This window comes from Mesorhizobium sp. WSM4976, from assembly GCF_029625685.1.
GTDB lineage: Bacteria > Pseudomonadota > Alphaproteobacteria > Rhizobiales > Rhizobiaceae > Mesorhizobium.
The window spans coordinates 1-18,960 of the sequence record NZ_JARTVT010000004.1 but is presented as its reverse complement, the minus strand read 5'-3'; the positions used below and the strand labels follow the sequence as shown (position 1 = coordinate 18,960).

18 protein-coding genes are annotated in these 18,960 nt (G+C 65.1%); 5 read left to right on the top strand and 13 right to left on the bottom strand.

Features of this window, described 5'->3' with window-relative positions:
• Positions 1-20: 20 nt before the first annotated feature.
• The 4 genes from P9272_RS05855 to exbB all read right to left on the bottom strand — a co-directional run bounded on the left by P9272_RS05855 (position 21) and on the right by exbB (position 4,003).
• Positions 21-1,415: a multicopper oxidase family protein gene (locus tag P9272_RS05855; RefSeq protein ID WP_278159714.1), complete on the bottom strand. Its 1,395-nt coding sequence runs from the start codon at positions 1,413-1,415 to the stop codon at positions 21-23.
• 118 nt (positions 1,416-1,533) lie between these two features.
• Positions 1,534-2,520 (bottom strand): energy transducer TonB, encoded by a 987-nt coding sequence (locus tag P9272_RS05850; protein WP_278159712.1) that lies wholly within the window; start codon positions 2,518-2,520, stop codon positions 1,534-1,536.
• Positions 2,517-3,020 carry a TonB system transport protein ExbD gene (gene exbD / locus P9272_RS05845; RefSeq protein WP_278159710.1) on the bottom strand — a complete coding sequence of 168 codons (504 nt, stop codon included), beginning with the start codon at positions 3,018-3,020 and terminating at the stop codon, positions 2,517-2,519. Before exbD ends, P9272_RS05850 begins: the two co-directional genes overlap by 4 nt.
• A gap of 5 nt (positions 3,021-3,025) precedes the next feature.
• Positions 3,026-4,003: a tonB-system energizer ExbB gene (exbB, locus tag P9272_RS05840; RefSeq protein ID WP_278159708.1), complete on the bottom strand. Its 978-nt coding sequence runs from the start codon at positions 4,001-4,003 to the stop codon at positions 3,026-3,028.
• A gap of 292 nt (positions 4,004-4,295) precedes the next feature.
• On the opposite strand from exbB, the gene P9272_RS05835 reads away from it, so the two are divergent.
• From P9272_RS05835 to P9272_RS05825, 3 genes are all read left to right on the top strand, one after another.
• Complete coding sequence (locus tag P9272_RS05835) at positions 4,296-4,970, top strand: isochorismatase family cysteine hydrolase (protein WP_278159707.1); 675 nt, start codon at positions 4,296-4,298, stop codon at positions 4,968-4,970.
• A 129-nt stretch (positions 4,971-5,099) separates the two neighbouring features.
• On the top strand, positions 5,100-5,414 hold the full coding sequence (locus tag P9272_RS05830) for an antibiotic biosynthesis monooxygenase (RefSeq protein WP_278159705.1): 315 nt from the start codon (positions 5,100-5,102) through the stop codon (positions 5,412-5,414).
• 8 nt (positions 5,415-5,422) lie between these two features.
• Positions 5,423-6,331 carry a sigma-70 family RNA polymerase sigma factor gene (locus P9272_RS05825; protein WP_278159704.1) on the top strand — a complete coding sequence of 303 codons (909 nt, stop codon included), beginning with the start codon at positions 5,423-5,425 and terminating at the stop codon, positions 6,329-6,331.
• A gap of 2 nt (positions 6,332-6,333) precedes the next feature.
• Here P9272_RS05825 and P9272_RS05820 read toward each other — a convergent pair whose 3' ends face one another.
• A complete protein-coding gene (locus tag P9272_RS05820) occupies positions 6,334-7,272 on the bottom strand; it encodes an LLM class flavin-dependent oxidoreductase (RefSeq protein WP_278159702.1) in 939 nt (312 codons plus the stop codon).
• Between the two features lie 155 nt (positions 7,273-7,427).
• A complete protein-coding gene (locus P9272_RS05815; protein ID WP_128257949.1) occupies positions 7,428-7,583 on the bottom strand; it encodes a hypothetical protein in 156 nt (51 codons plus the stop codon).
• A 279-nt stretch (positions 7,584-7,862) separates the two neighbouring features.
• Between P9272_RS05815 and P9272_RS05810 the strand changes: the two genes are divergently transcribed.
• On the top strand, positions 7,863-8,630 hold the full coding sequence (locus P9272_RS05810) for an SDR family oxidoreductase (RefSeq protein ID WP_278159700.1): 768 nt from the start codon (positions 7,863-7,865) through the stop codon (positions 8,628-8,630).
• Between the two features lie 197 nt (positions 8,631-8,827).
• On the opposite strand, the gene P9272_RS05805 is transcribed toward P9272_RS05810, so the two are convergent.
• The 7 genes from P9272_RS05805 to P9272_RS05775 all read right to left on the bottom strand — a co-directional run bounded on the left by P9272_RS05805 (position 8,828) and on the right by P9272_RS05775 (position 17,343).
• A complete protein-coding gene (locus tag P9272_RS05805) occupies positions 8,828-9,772 on the bottom strand; it encodes an ABC transporter permease (protein ID WP_278159698.1) in 945 nt (314 codons plus the stop codon).
• Positions 9,769-10,824 (bottom strand): ABC transporter permease, encoded by a 1,056-nt coding sequence (locus P9272_RS05800; protein WP_278159696.1) that lies wholly within the window; start codon positions 10,822-10,824, stop codon positions 9,769-9,771. Before P9272_RS05800 ends, P9272_RS05805 begins: the two co-directional genes overlap by 4 nt.
• Positions 10,824-12,335: an ABC transporter ATP-binding protein gene (locus P9272_RS05795; RefSeq protein ID WP_278159694.1), complete on the bottom strand. Its 1,512-nt coding sequence runs from the start codon at positions 12,333-12,335 to the stop codon at positions 10,824-10,826. Before P9272_RS05795 ends, P9272_RS05800 begins: the two co-directional genes overlap by 1 nt.
• 243 nt (positions 12,336-12,578) lie before the next feature.
• Positions 12,579-13,604: a BMP family protein gene (locus P9272_RS05790; RefSeq protein WP_278159692.1), complete on the bottom strand. Its 1,026-nt coding sequence runs from the start codon at positions 13,602-13,604 to the stop codon at positions 12,579-12,581.
• A gap of 319 nt (positions 13,605-13,923) precedes the next feature.
• Positions 13,924-15,999: a 3-hydroxyacyl-CoA dehydrogenase NAD-binding domain-containing protein gene (locus P9272_RS05785; protein ID WP_278159690.1), complete on the bottom strand. Its 2,076-nt coding sequence runs from the start codon at positions 15,997-15,999 to the stop codon at positions 13,924-13,926.
• 99 nt (positions 16,000-16,098) lie between these two features.
• Positions 16,099-16,689 (bottom strand): hypothetical protein, encoded by a 591-nt coding sequence (locus tag P9272_RS05780; protein WP_278159688.1) that lies wholly within the window; start codon positions 16,687-16,689, stop codon positions 16,099-16,101.
• A 45-nt stretch (positions 16,690-16,734) separates the two neighbouring features.
• Entirely contained in the window at positions 16,735-17,343 is a 609-nt protein-coding gene (locus P9272_RS05775) for a TetR/AcrR family transcriptional regulator (RefSeq protein WP_278159686.1), read from the bottom strand.
• Between the two features lie 78 nt (positions 17,344-17,421).
• Here P9272_RS05775 and P9272_RS05770 point away from each other — a divergent pair, with 78 nt between their 5' ends.
• Entirely contained in the window at positions 17,422-18,705 is a 1,284-nt protein-coding gene (locus tag P9272_RS05770; RefSeq protein ID WP_278159684.1) for an MFS transporter, read from the top strand.
• Positions 18,706-18,960 lie beyond the last annotated feature (255 nt).

The following is an 18,960-nucleotide window of genomic DNA, read 5'->3' as shown; positions in this document are numbered from 1 at the left end:
ATTGCTCTGTGCCAATGCGCTCACACCACCCGGAAATAGCTCGTCATGCCTGTCTTCTGGTGCTCGATGATGTGGCAGTGCAGCAGCCAGTCGCCGGGATTGTCGGCGACGAAGCCCAACTGAACTTTCTCGTCGGGCTGGATGAGGTAGGTGTCGGAGACGAGCGGCTGCACTGCCCTTGTCGAGGACGACAGCACCTTGAAGCTCATGCCGTGCAAATGGATCGGGTGCGCGTGCGGGGTGAGGTTCTCCATGTCGATGATGTAGCTCTTGCCGAGCTTCAGCTCGGCAAGAGGCGCGGTCGGGTCAGGCGTGTCGCCTGGCCAAGGCACCTTGTTGATCGCCCAGAAGCTGTAACCGAGCGAGCCGCAAATGCTGTCGGCCGAAACGTTTTCCGCCGTGGCGCTTAGCGCCAGCGGAATGCGCCCGGCGCTGGAAAGGTCGACCTCCGCCACCGGATTGGTCTCGAGCGGGCCGAGATCGCGCGGATCGTGCCTCAGCGATTTGCCGACCGAACGCAGCGTCGCCAGGATTTTGGGCTTCGTGCCCCTGACATCGCGCAGGCTGACGATCGCGCCTTCTTCGTCGGGCATGCGGATGGCAAGCTCCAGCCGCTGGCCGGGTCCCAACTGCAAGGCATCCGGCGTGAAGCGTTGCGGCACAGGGTTGCCGTCGAGCGCGATTACCGTCGACTCGGCCCCATCGACGCGGAAGGCATAGATGCGGGTGACGTCGGTGATGGCGGCGCGCAGTCGCACCAGCCCGCCGGCTGGCGCATCGAATTGCGGCTGGTCCTGCCAATTGGCGGTGCGCACCGTGCCGAAGGTGCCGGCCTTGGCTGCGTCGCGCGGCCGGAACGGCTCGATGAACTGACCGTCGTCGCCGAGCCGCCAGTCGCGCAGGTTGATAACCATCTCGGCGTCGAAGACAGGATCGGCCGGGTTCTCGACCACGATTACGCCGGTGAGCCCGCGACCCATCTGGATCAGCGTGTTGCAATGGGGGTGGTACCAGAAGGTGCCGGCATCGGGCGGCGTGAAGGTGTAGTCGAAATGGTCGCCCTGATAGACATAGGGCTGGATCAGGAACGGCACGCCGTCCATCTTGTTGGGAACGCGGATGCCGTGCCAGTGGATCGTCGTCGGATCGTCGATGCCGTTGATCAAGCGCGCGGCAAACGCCTCACCCTTCCGCATCCAGACGACCGACGGCGGGCCTGCCTCGCCATAGGTCAGGACATTCTTCGTCGGCGCGCCGTCCGTCAGCCGCGCCTCGATGCTGGCGGTCTTCAGGATCAGCGGTTCAGGCTTCGCCGCCGCCCAGCCGGCGAACTTGCCGGCGGCCGAGAGGCCGATACCGGCCGCGCCGACGGCCGCGACGCCCTGCAGGAGTTTGCGGCGTGTGAGGACCGACATGGGAATCCTGAAATAGATGAGTGGCTGCCTCAAGCTTTATCATCATTCGGGCGCATCCCGAAACGGACAGATCGCCGCCCCGGATGGAAAGCCATCGCGCACTTTTCCTGATATCGCCCTAATCGCGCAGGCTGAAGACGAAGGGCGCGGTGCGGGTAACGCGAGCGCCGAGCTCGGCCGGCGGCACCGGCACCGAAGCGCCCTGCAATGCGCCAAGCGCGGCGCGGTCGAGATCGCCGTCACCCGAGGATCGCACCAGCCGGGCCGAGACCACCCTTCCGGACGTGTCGACTGTGAAGGTCACGCTCGGCATGCCCTCGGCCCGCCTGGAGCGCGCCGCGCTCGGATAGCGCGTGTGTCGCCTGATCCACGCCGCCAGGCTGGAATTCCAGCGCGCGGGACTGACGCTCGAGCGCGGCGCCGCGTTCGAGGATTGTGGCGCCGCTGCCTTCGCCGCCGCCTTGGCGTCGATGTTGGCGGTGGCCGTCGCCTTGGGCGGCTGCGCCGTTTCCTTTTTCACCCGTTCCTTCGGCTTTTGGACCGGCCCCTTCTCAGTCTTCTTCCTGGGTTGGACCGGCTTTTGCGCCTTCGCCTCGGGCTCGACGGGTTTCGGCACCGGCAGCGGAATGACGACATCGGGCGCGATCGCCTCGACAGGGTCGGGCACGACCTCATCCAGTTGTTGCTGCTCGCTCAGTGCCGCGACGGTCTGCTGCGCCGGCGCAGCCTGTTCAGCCTCCTGCGTGTCGTCGAGTGGCTGTTCGATCACCGGCTCTGCCTGCTTCGCCACCGGCGTCGGATCGGTCACCGGCTTTGTGCCGATGGCTTTTTCCGTCTCCTCCGCCGCATCGGGCGGCTCCGGTGTCACGGTGTCCAACATCGAAGCCTCCTCCGGCACGGCGGGCGCGGTCATCAGCGGCGCCATCTCGACCGCCAGCGCCGGCGGCGGACCGCCATCCTGCATGTCGGCGAAACTCAAATTCTGCACCGCATATGCGACCGCCACATGCGCTGCCAGGATGATCGCGGCGGCGCTCGTCCACAGGCCGGCTTCACGCGCGCGGAAACGCGGCTGGGAGATCCGGGAAAGAGCCGCGACCGTCATGGCGCCGGGCTCCCACCCGATGCCGAAACAGGGTTCGCACCGGTCGCGGGCGTTCCGGGCGTGGCTTGCCCGCCGACGCCGCCAGCGGTTTCGAGGCCGACCAGCGCGACCTTAAGATAGCCGGCGCCGCGCAGCAGGTTCATCACCTCCATCAGGTCGCCATAGCCGACCGTCTTGTCGGCGCGCAGGAAGATGCGGGTCAGCTTGTCGCCCTTGGTGCGGCGGTCGAGCACCGCGGCAAAGGCCAGACGCGGCACGCTGTCATTGCCGATTGCCAGCGTGAGATCGCTTCTCAGCGTGAGGAAGAGCGGCGTTTCGGGGCGCGGCGCGGGCGTTGCCGTCGAACCGGGCAAGTCGACATTGACGTCGACGGTGGCGAGGGGTGCTGCGACCATGAAGATGATCAGGAGCACCAGGATAACGTCGATGAACGGCGTGACGTTGATGTCGTGGCTTTCCTCGAGATCGTCGCCGGAGGTCTCGCGGATGCGAGCCGCCATGGCCGTTACTCCGCCGCCATCGCCGCCGCCGGCGGCACCGTGCGGAAATCGAGGTCGCGGCTGACCAGCCGCTCGACGCCGGCGGAAGCGTCGGCCAGGATCTGCCTATAGCCGGCTATCGAGCGCGCGAAGACGTTGTAGATGACGACCGCCGGAATGGCCGCGACAAGGCCCATCGCGGTCGCTAGCAGCGCTTCTGCGATGCCCGGCGCGACCACGGCGAGGTTGGTGGTCTGCGCTTGCGAGATGCCGATGAAGGCGTTCATGATGCCCCATACGGTGCCGAACAGACCGACGAAGGGCGCCGTCGAGCCGATGGTTGCGAGCAGGCCGGTGCCGCGCGACATGCGCCGGGATGCCGCCGCCTCGATGCGCGAAAGCCGGGAGGCGACGCGCTCCTTCAGGCCGTCGCCGGAGGCATGGTCGAGCGCGCCAGCCGAAAGCGCCCGTTCTTCCTCCGCCGCCCGCACCAGAAGCGCGCCTGGACCGCCGCTGTGGCCAAGCTCCCGGCCGGCTTGCATCAGCGTCGCGGCATTGCCGATCGCATCGGCGGCGCGGCGGGCCCTCAGCTTGCCGCCGAACACCTCCAGCGACTTGGCGAGCCAGATCGTCCAGGTGACCAGGGATGCAAAGGCCAGCCCGACCATGACCGCCTTCACGACGATGTCGGCGTTCATGAACATGCCCCAGGGCGAGAGATCATGCGGCAGTGTCAGCGAGAGGGAAGGCTCTTGGTCGGCGACGCTGCTCGTAGCCGGCTGGATGGCCGGATCAGCCGGCGCGGTGGCGGGCGCCCGCGCCGCCGGTGCTTGCGGAGCTGGGGCGATTGTTGCAGGCGAAGCCTGTTCGGCCGGGGCCTGCACGGCGGGTGCCACCGGCTGCTGCACCGGCGCTTGGATCGGCGGCTGTTCCTGCGCCTTGGCGATGCCGGTGGAAAGAATGAGGGACGCAGCCAGCGCCGCGAAAAGACCGTTCCAGGACAAGGCTCCTCCTCGCTTCATCATCGCAATGCAGTGGCCGCCGTGCATCCTGTACAGACGCTAAGCGGCCATGCCGGTTGACTATGAAACATGACATTAAGAGTCAACTATAAAGATGACCGCGTGACTCAACAATTCACGATGCGCCGATGCCCGCCTGGGTACAGTGCGGGCCTGGACCGCAGGCGGTTGCCGGGCACGATGCGCATGGAGCAACCAAGTGCTAGTTTTGTGCGCAATTCCGGACGGAAACCGCTATGCACTTTTCCTGGAATTGCTCCAAAGTAGGCGACCCATGATCAAGGCGATACCATTCGACTTCCCCTATGACGGCAGGCTGGTGCCGCAACAAACGGCGCTGCTCGTTATCGATCTGCAGGAGGATTTCCTGTCGCCGACCGGCTATTTCGCCAGGGAAGGCTATGATCCGTCGCCACTGAGAGCCATCCTGCCGGCGGTGAACCGGCTGATTGCCCTGGCGCGCGCCGCAGGCGTCGTCATCATCCACACAAGGCAGGGCTACCGCGCCGACATGGCCGACATGACGCCTTACGAAAAATGGCGCCGCAAGCGGGCTGGCCTCGATGGCACCGATGTCCTGCTGCGCTCCGGCCCGGGCTTCCAGATCTCCGCCGATGTCGACGTGGCGCCGCAGGATGTCATCATCGACAAGACCTGCAACAGCGCCTTCACCTATACGGATCTGGAGATGGTGCTACGCGCGCGGGACATAACGCATCTGCTTTTCACCGGCTGCACGACGGATGTGTGCGTGCACACCACATTGCGCGAAGCCTGCGACCGCAATTTCCAGTGCCTGACGATTTCGGACGCCTGCGCCAGCGGCGACCAGTATGCGCATGAAGCCGCGCTTCACATGGTGACGGTTGAGGACGGCGTCTTTGGCGCGTTGGCGAACTCGGGGGCCGTTATCGCCGTGTTGCGGGAGCTCGCCGGCGCCGTGCGCTGAAGGAAATTCGGGGTCTTATCGAGATTCTTCGCCCCACCGTTCCGTTTCCAGTTTCGGCTTCGTCTTGACGGTCGTAACAGGTGCGGGAGCCGCGACGGCCTCCGCCCACAGGACAAACGGAGCCGAGCCATGTCGACCACAGTGACCTTGATCAACGTCTTCACCGCCAAGCCGGGAAAGCAGCAGGAACTCGCCAGGACGCTTGCCGAGGGCACGCGAAACTTCTTCAGCCGGCAGCCGGGCTCGTTGTCGTCATTCGTGGTCGTCGGCGGTGACGACAGCAAGGTCGCCAACATCTCGCAATGGCGTTCGGCCGAGGACATCTCGGCTTTCCGTGCCGATCCCTGTTTCGCCGATTACATGAAGAGCATCATCGAGCTGGCCGCCGGAGAGAGCATGATGGGCCACACGACCTATTCCCATACGGGTGGTGCTGAAAACTAGGAGGACGCGTGACCGGTTCGCAGGATCAGTCTGTTGCCGCGACCAAGCTTCGCGCCTTCGAGCGCGAAGCCGCATTGCTGAGAGCCAAGCTGCACCGCTACGCGGCGCGCATGGTCGGATCGGTCATCGATGGCGAGGATATCGTGCAGGAAGCCTTGGCCAAAGGCTTCGTGGCGATCAGGAATGGCGACATGCCGGACAAAACCGAGCCCTGGCTGTTTCGCATCGCGCACAACGCGGCGGTCGATTTCCTGCGCAAGCGCGCCCGCTTGCGGGGCCGCGAAAGCGAGGTCGAGCTCGACACGATCGCCGACGAGAATTCGGCGCTGGATGCGCACATTGCCGCCGAGGCGAGCCTGGCCGAGCTGATGCAATTGCCGCCGGCGCAACGGTGCGCGGTCGTGCTGAAGGACGTGCTCGGCCACAGCCTGGAGGAGATCGGCGAAATCCTCGAAACATCCGACATGGCGATCAAGGGCGCGCTGCAGCGCGGGCGCGAAAGCTTGCGCAAGCTGGCGGCCTCTCCGCGCATGGCTTCGCCCCGTCCGGCGCTCGACCGGCAGGACATGCGCCGCTTGGGCGACTATGTGGCCGCCTTCAACGCAAGGGATTTCGACACGCTGCGCGGTCTTTTGGCCGAGGATGTCAAGCTGGAGCTGGTCAATCGCCTGCGCGCCGACGGCAAGGAATATGTCGGCAACTATTTCGGCCGCTATGCCGACGAAACGCATTGGCATTTCACGACCGGACTTGTCGAAGGCCGGCCCGCCATCCTGGTCACCAGCCCGGAGCGCCCGGATGGACCGCCACGTTATTTCATCCTCATCGATTGGGAGAACGGCCGCATCGCCGGCATCCGCGATTTTCTGTTCGCGGATTACGTGATGGACGGCCTCGTGTATTCCGGCACGCCGTGATTTCAACCTATACGGTGTTCCGCAAAGGGGGATGAGGCAAACGCACCCGGTTGTGGAACCTCCGCCTCGCGGCGCGCCAGCGAATTCGCGAGCAGCGTTATCGTCTCGCGCCCCATGCGGGCGATATCGCCCGGACGATCGATGCCGCTGATCATGAATTCCTCGATGCCGAGCGCCGCATAGGGCAAAAGCGCCAGGGCAATGCGCGCAGGCGGCCCAGCGATCTCGACCCCCTTGTGATCCGGGGTTCCGCTCCAGCCGTCCGCGTGGATGCGCACCGGCAGCGCGAAGCGCAGCCTGCTACCACGGCCGTGCTCGGCGGCGGCGCCGCGCGCACGCTCGATCAGTTGCCTCACCTCGTCCGGCGAACCGGCGGCCAGCTCGAAGACATCGGCATGCTTGCCGGCTACTTTCAGCGCGGTGCCCGACTGGCCGCCGAGCCGGATGACGAGATCGGCGCCATGCGGGCCTTTGCGTGGCACGAAACCACCGCGAACACTGTAGAAGGCGCCTTCGTGGTCGAACGGCCTGTCGTTCGACCACAGGCGCTTCAACAGCACCAGATATTCATCGATGCGCTGCCAAACGACGCTGTGGCCGACCGGCCGCGCCTCGGCATCACTGTCCTCCAGCGGCTCGCTCAACATGCGAAGCGACAGACGGCCGCCGCCTCGACAGTCGAGCGCGGCGAGCTGCCTCGCCGCCACCGTCGGCTCGATCACACCGGCCCAATGCGCGAGCACCACCTCCAACGAGCCGGTACGGTCAAGCGTCTGCGCGGCGATGTCCATATTGGTGAGCAGGCCGGCCGGATCATCCACCACCAGCCTGCGGAAACCGGCGTCCTCGATCAGCGACAGTTTGGTCGCCGTCTCGGCGAAATCATAGAAGAAGCTGCCATTGTCAGCCTTGCCTGGAACATGCGTGAACTCGATCGGCATTGCCATCTCCTCCATCACGTCGGCTTGCCCGCTCCAAAGCCTTCGAACCAAATCCGAGGACGCAGGCGCGCGACAGCGTCCCGGCGCTCGGCCAGCTTTCCACTCCGGTTACGCAACTCAGATTGTTTGACGGCGGATCTCGGTCCGCCTTGAAATCAGGGGATCAACCCCAGCACCACCGCGCCGGTGAACACGAATGCAAGCGCGAAGACGAGATAGGCGAAGGTACCGCCATAGGCGGGCCTCCAGCTCTGGTCGGCAGTCAGCTTCTGGCCCTTGCGGGCGGTCTGAGCGTTCTGGATATAGGACATATCGGCCTCCGTCTCAGCGCTTAATCTATAAAGTTAGTAGACTTTGTCGATTGCTATTTTTTACCGACTTTTGGGAAAACATTCTCAGGAAGAGGTTGGTGTTAGTAATTATTGCTCTCTCGAAACGGAATGTCGGGGCGCGGATCCAGGGAGGCAGGCCCAGCAAATGCCTGGAAGCTCCGGCTTTTTAACGTCAATCCGCCTTGCTCAACGCTTGGCTATGCCCGGCCCGACGCGCTAGCATCAGAAAAACACCTCACGGACTCCAGGGAGACAGAAATGGGGGGAAGGCTGACTGGCAAGGTCGCCATCGTTTCAGGCGGCGCGACGGGCATGGGTGGGGCGGCTTCGGAGCTGTTTGCCGCCGAAGGCGCCAAGGTGGCGATCATCGACCGCAATGGCGAGGCGGCCGGCAAGACCGCCGCGGCGATCCGGGCGCGGGGCCATGTGGCGGAGCATTTCGTGGCGGACGTGTCGGACGAGGCGCAGGTCGAGGCTGCGGTGAAAGCGGCGATGGCAAAGCTCGGTCCGGTCACGGTGCTGTTCAATCATGCCGGCACGATCGTGATAAAGCCGTTCCTGGAGACAACGCTGCAGGAATGGGACTGGCTCCATGCCGTCAACGTCCGCTCGATGTTTTTGATGACGCGCGCGGTGCTGCCCGGCATGATCGCTGCAGGCGGCGGCTCGATCGTCTGCACCTCGTCGATCTCGGCGGTGGCGGCGACGCCGAACGAGGTGCTCTACGACACCACCAAGGGCGCCTGCCACATGTTCGCGCGGGCCATCGCGGTGGAGTTCCGCGACCGTAACATCCGCTGCAACGCCGTCTGCCCCGGCTTCATCCGCACGCCGCACGGCCTGCGCGAGGTGGCCGACCTCGGCAAGCTCGGCGTCGACGTCTCGGACGCCGCGATGGCCGCGCAGCAGGGCCGCATCGGCGAGCCGGAGGAGGTGGCGAAGGCGGCGCTGTTTCTGGCCAGCGACGAATCGAGCTTCGTCAACGGCGCGCATCTGTTCGTTGACAATGCCTTCACGGCGATCTGAGGCCTTTCCTCGCCCCACTAAAGTGGGGAGCGGTGGCTCGGCGAGGCCGAGACGGAGAGGGGACTCCCTGCGTGAAGCCAGAACCGGCTGAGAATTTGCCGCAAACGCGGCGTCGAAAGCGCAACCATTCGACCGTCGGCGCCGGCCGCTTCGCGGCCACCTTTCCTCCCGCTTTGCGGGGGCGAGGAAATCCACGCCTACCGCTCCTCCCTTCGGAACGGCTTGAGCAGCGCTGACGGCGCCACTGCGTTGCGCGACATGAAGGCCATGGCGACGATGGTGAAGATGAAGGGCAGCATCAGGAAGGCTTCGTAGGGGATGTGGCCGAGGCCGCTCGCCTGCATCCTGAGCTGCAGTGCGTCGACGAAGGCGAAGAGCAGCGCGGCACCGGCCGAGCGCCAGGGGTCCCAGCGGCCGAACACGACCAGCGCGATCGCCACCCAGCCACGGCCGGAGACGACGCCGAAGGTGAAGGCATTGAATTGCGCCATGGTGAGGAAGGCGCCGGCAAGCCCCATCAGCGCGCCGCCGAGGATCACCGCCTGGAAGCGCGTGGCGATGACGCTGACGCCGGCGGAGTCCGCCGCGCGCGGGTTCTCGCCGACCATGCGCACCGACAGTCCCCAGGGCGTGCGGTAGAGCACGAAGGCGGCGAGCGGGACGGCCATGATGGCGACATAGACCAGCGTGAACTGGTTGAACACCGCGGGGCCTAAAACCGGCATGTCCGAGAGCAGTGGGATCGGCACCGGCTTGAAGCCGTCGATGCTCGGCGGCACCGATTGCTGGCCGAAGATCAGCCGGTAGAGGAAATAGGCAAGGCCCGACGAGAACAAGGTCACGCCGATGCCGCAGACATGCTGGCTCAGCCCCAGCGCCACCGTGAACAGCGCATGCAACGCGCCCATCGCCGCGCCAACCAGCACGGCCACAAGCACGCCCAGCCAAAGGCTGCCGCTGAGGCTCGTGGCGGTGAAGCCGGCCATCGCCGACAACAGCATGATCCCTTCGATGCCAAGATTGAGCACGCCGGCGCGTTCGGAAAACATTTCGCCGAGCGTGGCGAAAGCGAGCGGCGTGGCGATGCGGACGATGGCGGCAAGGAAGCCGACCTGGAAAATCTGCTCGAACACCGCGCTCATGTCTGCGCTCCCACGCGGCGGATGCGATAGGCGGTGAAGAGCAGCGCCACCAGCATGGCAAGCAGCGCCGTGCCCTGGATGACGTCGCTGAGGAAAGCCGGCACGCCGGTCGCGCGCGACATCGCCTCGGCGCCGGTCATGACGGCGGCCAGGAAGATCGCCGCCGGCACCACGCCGAGCGGGTTTAGCCTGGCGAGCATCGCGACGACGATGCCGGAATAGCCATAGCCGGGTGAGATGTCGCTCATCACCTGGAAGTGCACGCCGCCGACTTCGCCGACGCCGGCCAAGCCCGCCAGCGCGCCGGAGAGCAGCGCGGTCGACAGCAGCACGCGCTGCACGTTGATGCCGCCAAAGCGCGCGGCTTCCGGATTCTCGCCGGTGACGCGGATGCGGAAGCCGAGCGTGGTGCGGGCGATCAGGAACCAGCATAGCGGTGCCGCGATCAGCGCCACGACGACGCCGAGATGCAGCCGCGTGCCTTCGATCAGCACCGGGAAATTGGCGGAATCCTCGATCGGCGGCGAGATCGGGTAGCCGGAAAAGGTGTCCTTCCACGGCCCTTCGATCAGCGCCATCAGCGCGTAATAGATGACCGAGTTGAGCAGCAGCGAGCTGACCACGTCGTCGACCTTGAATTTGACGCGCAATGTCGCCGGCACCAGCGCGACAACAGCACCGGCGGCCGCGCCCACAATCGCCATCAACAGCATGGCGAGGGTGCCCGGCATTGGGATCTCGCCGACGAAGCAGCTTGCCACCGCGCCGGCGAGCAGCTGGCCCTCTGCGCCGATGTTCCAGAATTTGGCGCGGAAGGCGATCGCCACCGCAAGGCCGGTGAAGATCATAGGTGCCGCGCGCACCAGGGTCTCGGTGATTGCGTAGCTGTCACCGAGCGAGGCTGACAACATCACGCCATAGGCTTCGATCACGCCTGCGCCGGCGATGGCAATCAGGCCGCTGCAGAGCACCAGCGTCGCGGCGATGGCGATCAAGGGGAGCACCAGGTTGAACCAGGCCGGTGTCGACGTGCGGGCTTCGAGCCGAAACATCAGGCGTGGCCCTCCGCGCCGGTCATCATCAGACCGAGCCTTGCGACGGTGGCATCCGCGCCCGAAAGCGTGCCGGCGATGCGGCCCTCATACATCACCGCGATGCGATCCGAGAGCATCAGCAATTCCTCGAGGTCCTCGCCGATGACGACGATGCCGCAGCCCTTGGCGCGCATGGCGAGGAATTTTTCGTGGATGAAGCGCGCGGCGCCGATGTCCAGACCGCGCGTCGGCTGCGAGACGATCAGCACCTTGGGATCGAAGGCGAGCTCGCGCGCCAAAAGCGCTTTCTGCAGATTGCCGCCGGACAGCGCGCCGGCACGCACCATCGGTCCGGGGCAGCGTATGTCATAGGCCTTGATCTGCTCTTCGGCGAAGGCGCGGATCGCGGCCGGGTTGAGCAGGCCCTTGCGGCTGAACGCTTCGGTGCCGATGCGCGGCAGCACCATGGAGTCGGCCAAGGGCAGGTTGGTGACCAGGCCGGTTGTCATCCGGTCTTCCGGGATGCGGCCGAGGCCCAGCGCCTGCAGTTCTCTGGGAGAGAATTGCGCAATCGTTTTGCCGGCTATCGTCATCGTTCCGACCTTCGGCGGCAGCATGCCGAAGATCACATCGGCCAGCGTCCGCTGGCCGTTGCCCGACACTCCGGCGATGCCCAGAATCTCGCCCGCCCGGACGAAAAGCGACACATGACGGAGCGGCGTGCCGGCATGGCCCGAGGTGGAGATGCCGTCGAGCGTCAGCACGGCGGAGCCGGGCGTCGAAGCCTCCTTGGCTGGCGGCACGATCTCGTGGCCGCACATCAGTTCGGCCATCGCGGCCGAGGTCGTCTGCGCCGGATGATCGACGCGGCCGGCGACCTTGCCATGGCGCAGCACGACGCAGCGATGCGTGAGCGCCCTGACTTCGTTGAGCTTGTGCGAAATGAAGATGATGCCCAGCCCCTGAGCCGCCATGGAGCGCAGGGCCGCGAACAGGCCGTCGACCTCCGACGGCGCCAGCACGGCGGTCGGCTCGTCGAGGATCAGAAGCTTCGCGCCGCGAAACAGCGCCTTGACGATTTCCAGCCGCTGCTGCTCGCCGACAGACAGCGCCGACACCGGCAGGTTCGGATCGAGGCTCAAGCCGTACTGCCGGCTGATTTCATTCAGCCGCGCAAGCCCGCCGGCGCGGTCAATGCGGCCGGATCTGCCGGGAATACCGATAAGCAGGTTTTCCAGCACCGTGAGGCGCGGCGCGAGGTGAAAATGCTGATGCACCATCCCGATGCCTGCGGCGAGCGCATCGGCCGAATTGTGAATGGCGACCGGCCGTCCTTCGACCAGTATCTCGCCGGCGTCCGGCGCATAGGCGCCGAACAGCACGTTCATCAGCGTCGTCTTGCCGGCGCCGTTCTCGCCGAGCAGGCCCAGGATTTCGCCGGGCGCGACGCTGAGATCGACGGCCTCGTTCGCCTTGACGGCGCCGAAGATCTTGGTGATGCCGCGCATTTCGATGAGTGGGGCGGACAAAGGGTGCTCCCGGGATTTGCGATCCGGCTAACCGCGAAGGGCAGCGCCGATGCCCCCCTTTTTTGCCTGGCGGCCATCTCCCCCTCAGGGGCCTTCAAGGGGGAGATCAGATGTCACGCCGGCTTTCGCCAACTTTCAACGTTGAAAAGATCAAGCGCCGTCAACGAAACTGCCAATCTCCCCCTCGAGAGGGAGATGTCCGGCAGGACAGAGACGGCCTCGCGCCAGCCCCTCAGCCGGGCGTCAATCCGAAACCGGCGTGTTCTCGTCGACGTCCACGCGGAAATTGCCTTCGAGGATCTCGGCCTTCTTCTTCTCGACCAGATCCTTCACCTCTGCCGGCAGCGTCTTGTCGAATTTGTGATAGGGGGCCAGATACGAACCGCCCTTGGCCATACGCGAGAAATCGCCATAGTCCTGCGCGGTGAAGACGCCGGCCTTGACCAGCTTTATCGCCTGCTCGACCGTCGGATACATGTCCCAGACCGGGCCGGTGATGACCGTATCGGGGCCGAGGCTAGACTGGTCGGACATGTTGGAGATGGCGAGGATATTCTTCTCGACCGCCGCCTCGATGACGCCGAAGCGCTCGGCATAGATAACGTCGACGCCCGCATCGATCTGCGCGACGGCCGCTTCCTTGGCCTTGGGCGGATCAAAGAAGGAACCTATGAAGGCGACCTTCTTCTTGACGTTCGGGTTCACCTCCTTGGCGCCGGCGAAGAAGGCGTTGACCAGCCGGTTCACTTCCGGAATGCCCATCGCCGCGACAGCGCCGACCGTGCCGGACTTCGACATCTTGCCGGCGATCATGCCGGACAGATAGGCGGGCTCATGGATCCAGTTGTCGAAGACGCCGAAATTGGGCTCGGCCGGGCCGGCGCCGGAGCCGAACAGCCAGGCCGTCTTCGGGAACTGCTTGGCGGTCTTTCGCGATTCACGCTCGGCGGCGAAGGCGTCGCCCAGCACCAGCTGGTAGCCGCCTTGAGCATATTCGCGCATCACGCGGCTGAAGTCGGCGGTCTGCACCTTTTCCGACCATCTGTATTCGATGCCCAGTTCCTTCTCGGCCTTCTGCAGGGCGACATGGATCTGGTTGTCCCACGGTTCCTCGATCGGGGTGGCGAAGATCGCCGCCACCTTCAGCTTCTTGTCCTTGGCGAAAGCCGCGCCGGGCAGCACGGTCGCCGCGAGGCCGAGCGCGCCAAGTTCCAGCACGTTGCGCCGCGACAGGCCGGCGCGTTGCGTTTTGCTATGGTCGTTTTCCATTGAAGTGCCCCTCTGTTCGACAGCCGTGTCGAGCCGGCCGTTCCAAAAATGTCAGACGCTCAGGACTATGGAACGGCGCCTGAGATTTGTCCACATGGTCAAATTTGGCGTGTCGCCTCCACGTTCGTCATCCGCGGGCGGAGCAAGGAGCGTAGCGGCGCAGCGCAGACCCGAGGATCCATGCCGGAACGTCGGAGCGCCCCAACAGCGCAGAACGAGCGATTCTGCGCTGACCCTTATTCTGCGCCGCCGCGTTCGCCGTTGATGTAACGGCATGGATTCCAGGGTCTACGCTTCGCTTCGCCCTGGAATGACGAAGTTACGGGACGCCTCCCGAAGCCTCCCAAGCCCCTGTCTCGGCAAACCGCCTCAACGCCGGCGCCGGCTCGAAGATCGCCCTGCCGGTTCGCCCATGCCAATACTCCAGGCGCTCGACGATCCTGCCGGCTCCTTCGAGCCCGGCCCAGAACATCGGCCCGCCCTTGCCGACCGGGAAGCCATAGCCATTGACCCAGACGACATCGATGTCGGAAGCGCGTGCGGTGATGCCTTCCTGAAGGATCTTTGCGCCTTCGTTGACCAGCGGATAGAGCGTGCGCTCGATGATTTCCTCGGCGCCGATCTGGCGTCGGGAGATCCCGAGTTCCTCCGCCTTGGCACGGATGAGCGTCTCGACTTGCGGATCCGCGACCGGTTCGCGCGCGCCGCCCTCGTAGCGGTACCATCCACTTCCGGTCTTCTGGCCGAAATGACCCTGCTCGCACAGCGTATCGGCGATTACGGTCGCCTGACCACGCGCCTTGCGGTTGCGCCAGCCGATGTCGAGGCCGGCGAGATCGCCCATCTGGAACGGTCCCATCGACCAGCCGAAATCAGTGAACGCCTTGTCGACCTGGGCGGGGGAGGCCCCTTCGAGCAACAGCGCTTCGTTCTCCGCACCCCGCGCGGCCAACATGCGGTTGCCTACAAAACCGTGGCAGACGCCGACGACGACCGCCACCTTGCCGATAGCCCGGGCGAGATCGGTCACCGTCGCCAGCACCTCGGGCGCGGTCTTTTCGGCGCGCACGACCTCCAGCAGCTTCATGACGTTAGCCGGCGAAAAGAAATGCATGCCGAGCACGTCTTGCGCCCGCGACATCGAGGCCGCGATTTCGTTCACGTCGAGATAGGAGGTGTTGGTGGCGAGGATGGCACCGGGCCTGGCGATGGTATCGAGCTTGCCGAACACCTCCTTCTTTACCGCCATATCCTCGAACACGGCCTCGATGATCAAATCGCAATCTGCAAGATCGGCATAGTCGGTGCTGCCCGTGAACAGGCCGAGCCGCTTCTGCTTGGCCTCTTCCGTCAACGAGCCGCGGCTGACGGAGACGGCATAGTTCTTCTCGATCGTCGCCAGCCCGCGCCGCAGCGCCTCCTCGCTGGTCTCGAGCAATGTCACCGGGAGACCGCCATTGGCGAAGGCCATGGCGATGCCGCCGCCCATCGTGCCCCCGCCGATGATGCCGACGCGTTCGATCCGGCGCTTCTGCAAGTCCTTGCCGGGCACCTTTGCGGCCTCGCGCTCGGCGAAGAACAGATGCCGCTGCGCACTCGACTGATCGCCGGAAACGAGTTTCAGGAAAAGCTGCCGCTCGGCGGCCAGCGCCTCGTCGAACGGCAAGGTGATGGCGTTGCGCATGGCTTGGGCGCAGGCAAGCGGGGCTTCCAGCCCGCGGGCTTTTTTGGCCAGCTCAGCGGCCTGAGCGTCGAAAGCGGCAAGATCGGTCCCGGCAAGGCGGTCATTGCGGTCGCGCACCGGCACGAACGGACCGCCTCTATCAGCCATTTCGCCAGCGAAGCGAACCGCCCCTGCCAGGAGATCACTGTCGACAACAGCGTCGACGAGACCGGCGGCTTTCGCCTCGCCGGCCGAAATCGGCGTTCCGGACACGATCATGGCGAGCGACTTCGCGGCGCCGATCAAGCGTGGCAAACGCACCGTGCCGCCGCCGCCCGGCAACAGGCCTAGCTTTACTTCCGGCAGGCCGAGCTTGGCGCTCTTTTCCGCTACGCGAAAATGGCAGCCCAATGCCAGTTCCAGCCCGCCGCCCAGCGCCGTGCCATGAATGGCGGCCACCGTCGGCTTGGGAACCGTTTCCAGCAAAGCGATGATGGCGCGCAGTTCCGGCTGCTGCACCGGCTTGCCGAATTCGGTGATGTCGGCGCCGGCTACAAAAGTCCGCCCGGCGCAGGCGATCACGATCGCCTTGGCGGCAGGATCGTCGCGCAAAGCCGCGAGCGCCTCATAAAGCGGCTTGCGGACATGAAAACTCAGCGCATTGACCGGCGGGTTGTCGATGGTCACCACCGCCACGCCGTTCTCGTTCGCGATGCTGACAGAACTGGACAAGCGGAACCTCCCGAGACCGGCTACAACCGCGCAAGGGTTTACTAGGCCCGCCTGCCAATGGGAACCCGATCCGGCCCTGGCCCAATGATTGGCCGGCGGTCAGTTATCCACCCGGCCGAAGGGCGGCACGTCGCCGATCACTTCGCGCTTGTCCTTGCCGCAGACGAAGGTCTTGGCTTTCTCATCCGCCAGCTTGCGCGCCTGGTCGTTGGCCTGCGGGTTGCCGGTCGCCAAAACCAAGCCAACGGTGCAGCCCTGATGCTCTTCGGGTTGCGCGACCTTGGCGACGACCAGCACGTCGGTCGATTTCTTCTCGCCCTCAGGGTTGCTGACCGAGCGGCGATGGATGGCGGCGAAGGGGATGGCGACATCGCCATTGGTCTCGATCCGCCATTCCACCTTGGGGCCCGACCCGTTGAAGGCGGTGAAACTCTCCCAGACCGCGGTCATGTCGTCGGACGGAAAGCCGTAATAGACGGATTCGCGTGCGTCGTCGTAGCCGATCAGCACCGGGTAGCCGCGATAGCCTGAGCAGACGAGGCTCGCCCAATCGCCGTCGCCTTCCGCGGCCTGCGCATAGGTCACGCAATCCTTTTTGGAGTCGAGATCGGTGTAGGCGCTGGAGATGTCGCCGGCCTGGGCCGCCTGGCAGAAAGCGGCGAGGGCAAGCGGGATCAGAAGGGCACGCATCGATGGCAACTCCGTTTCGAGTTGCCGGAAGCGTACCGCCGTCTGCTATTTCTTCAAGCTGGCTTCGATCAAGAGGTCGGCGTTGCGGGCAACCGACGCCGCTGGTCCGCCACGGCCGAAAAGCTGGCCGCTGATATAGGCGCCTTCGATGAGAAGCAGCAGGCCGTCGCCCAGCGTGTCGGAATCCACCGCGCCCATCGCCGCCGCCATGGCGCGCAGGCGCCGGCGCAATTCCTGCTTGTTGTTCTCGCTGACGATGCGCGCCGGGTGGCCGCGCTCGGGATATTCCACAGCGGCGTTGGTCATGCCGCAACCGCGATAATCGGGCTTTTGCGTGCGTTTTCCGACCCGGGTCAGGAAAGCGATGATCTGCGCGCGCGGATCGCCCGGATGCGCGTTGACTGCCTCGTCGAAGCGTTCCCAGAATTCGAGGTCGTATTTGCGCAGATAGGAGGCGGCAAGCTCGTCCTTGGAAGGGAAGCTGCGATAGAGGCTGGGCTTGGTGACGCCGGCGCGCTTGACGATCTCGTCAACGCCGATCGCCCTGATGCCCTCGCGATAAAAAAGGTCACGCGCCACGTCCAGAATCTTGTCCGCCGCCTTGGGGGCAGGAGCCGCGCTCAACGACCCATCAATTTTATTGTCCGATGACATGCAAACAACTCGCTTGACAATGTTACTGACCGGTACGTATGTAGGGCGACGTCCCATTGCAACGTACCGGTCAGTAACATGATAGCCCAGTCCCGCCCGTTTGGCCAGCGCTACGCCTTCGTCGTCGTCGCCGTCATATTCTTGTGCCTGTTGATCGCCGCCGGGCTTCGCTCGGCGCCCTCGGTGATGATGGTGCCGCTGGAGGAAAGCTTCGGCTGGCGCCGCGATGTGACCTCCTGGGCGGCCAGCATCGGCATCCTGCTCTATGGGCTGACCGGCCCGTTCGCGGCGGCACTGATGGAGCGCATTGGGATGCGCCGCACGCTGCTCGGATCGCTGGCGGTGATGTCGGGATCGACGGCGCTCAGCCTGTTCATGACGCAGCCCTGGCATCTTTTCCTTACCTGGGGTGTGCTTTCCGGCATCGGCTCCGGCGCGGTGGCGAGCGTGCTCGGCGCCACCATCGTCAACCGCTGGTTCAAGACCAATCGCGGCCTGACTATGGGGCTGATGTCGGCCTCCAGCGCCACCGGCATGCTGGTGTTCCTGCCGGTCATCGCCTCGCTGGCGCAGAGCGGCGGCTGGAAGCCAGTGGCGATTGCGGTTGCGCTTGCCACTGCCGCGCTGATCCCGTTCGTCTTCCTGCTGGTGCCGGAGCGTCCCGCTTCGATCGGCCAGGTGCGCTACGGCGCCGATGCCGACGACGTGCCGCCGGTGTCGCCCGCATCGCAAGGCAACTTCCTGGCGCATACGCTGAACACGCTGCGCCGCGCCGCCGGCACACGGGTGTTCTGGTATCTCTTCGCTACCTTTTTCGTCTGCGGCTTCACCACCAATGGCCTTGTCGGCACGCATCTCATCGCCTTCTGCGGCGATATGGGCATCGGCGAGGTGCAGGCCGCCGGGCTCTTGTCGATGATGGGCATTTTCGACCTGATCGGCACGACTTTGTCCGGCTGGCTCACCGATCGTTTCGATCCACGCAAGCTGCTCGGCGTCTATTACGCGGTGCGCGGCCTGTCGCTGATCTATTTGCCCTATTCCGGCTTCTCGGCGACCAGCCTGATCATCTTCGCCGTGCTCTACGGGCTCGACTGGATCGCCACCGTGCCGCCGACGCTCAGGCTCGCCAACGAAGCCTTCGGCGACCGCAGCGGCCCGATCGTGTTCGGCTGGATCGTCGCCGGCCACCAGGTGGGCGCCGCGGCGGCCGCGGCTTTCGGCGGCACGATGCGCGAGTTGCAGGGCAATTACGAGCTGGCCTTCCTGATCGCCGGCATGACGGGCATCGCGGCGGCTTGTATCTCGCTGCTGATCAATACCGCCAAGCCGGCTTTCGAGCCGGAGCCGCAGGCAGCTTGAGGCATGTCGATATTCGGGTGAGGCCGGCCTGCAAACGGCAATCTCCTGCGCTTCCGGCGCTCACGTACTTTAAGTGCGCTCCGCTCCGGTTCTCGGAGACGGCCTTGTTTGGTCGCTTCGCGCCCGTCTTCGACTCCGGCTCGTCCTGACCCGAATCTCGACACGCCTCCCGGCGCAGGTTGTCCAGCCGATAGATGGGTAACACTTTGAACCGGATACATGGGTTACAGTTTTCCCCCTGAGTTGCTGTCCGCC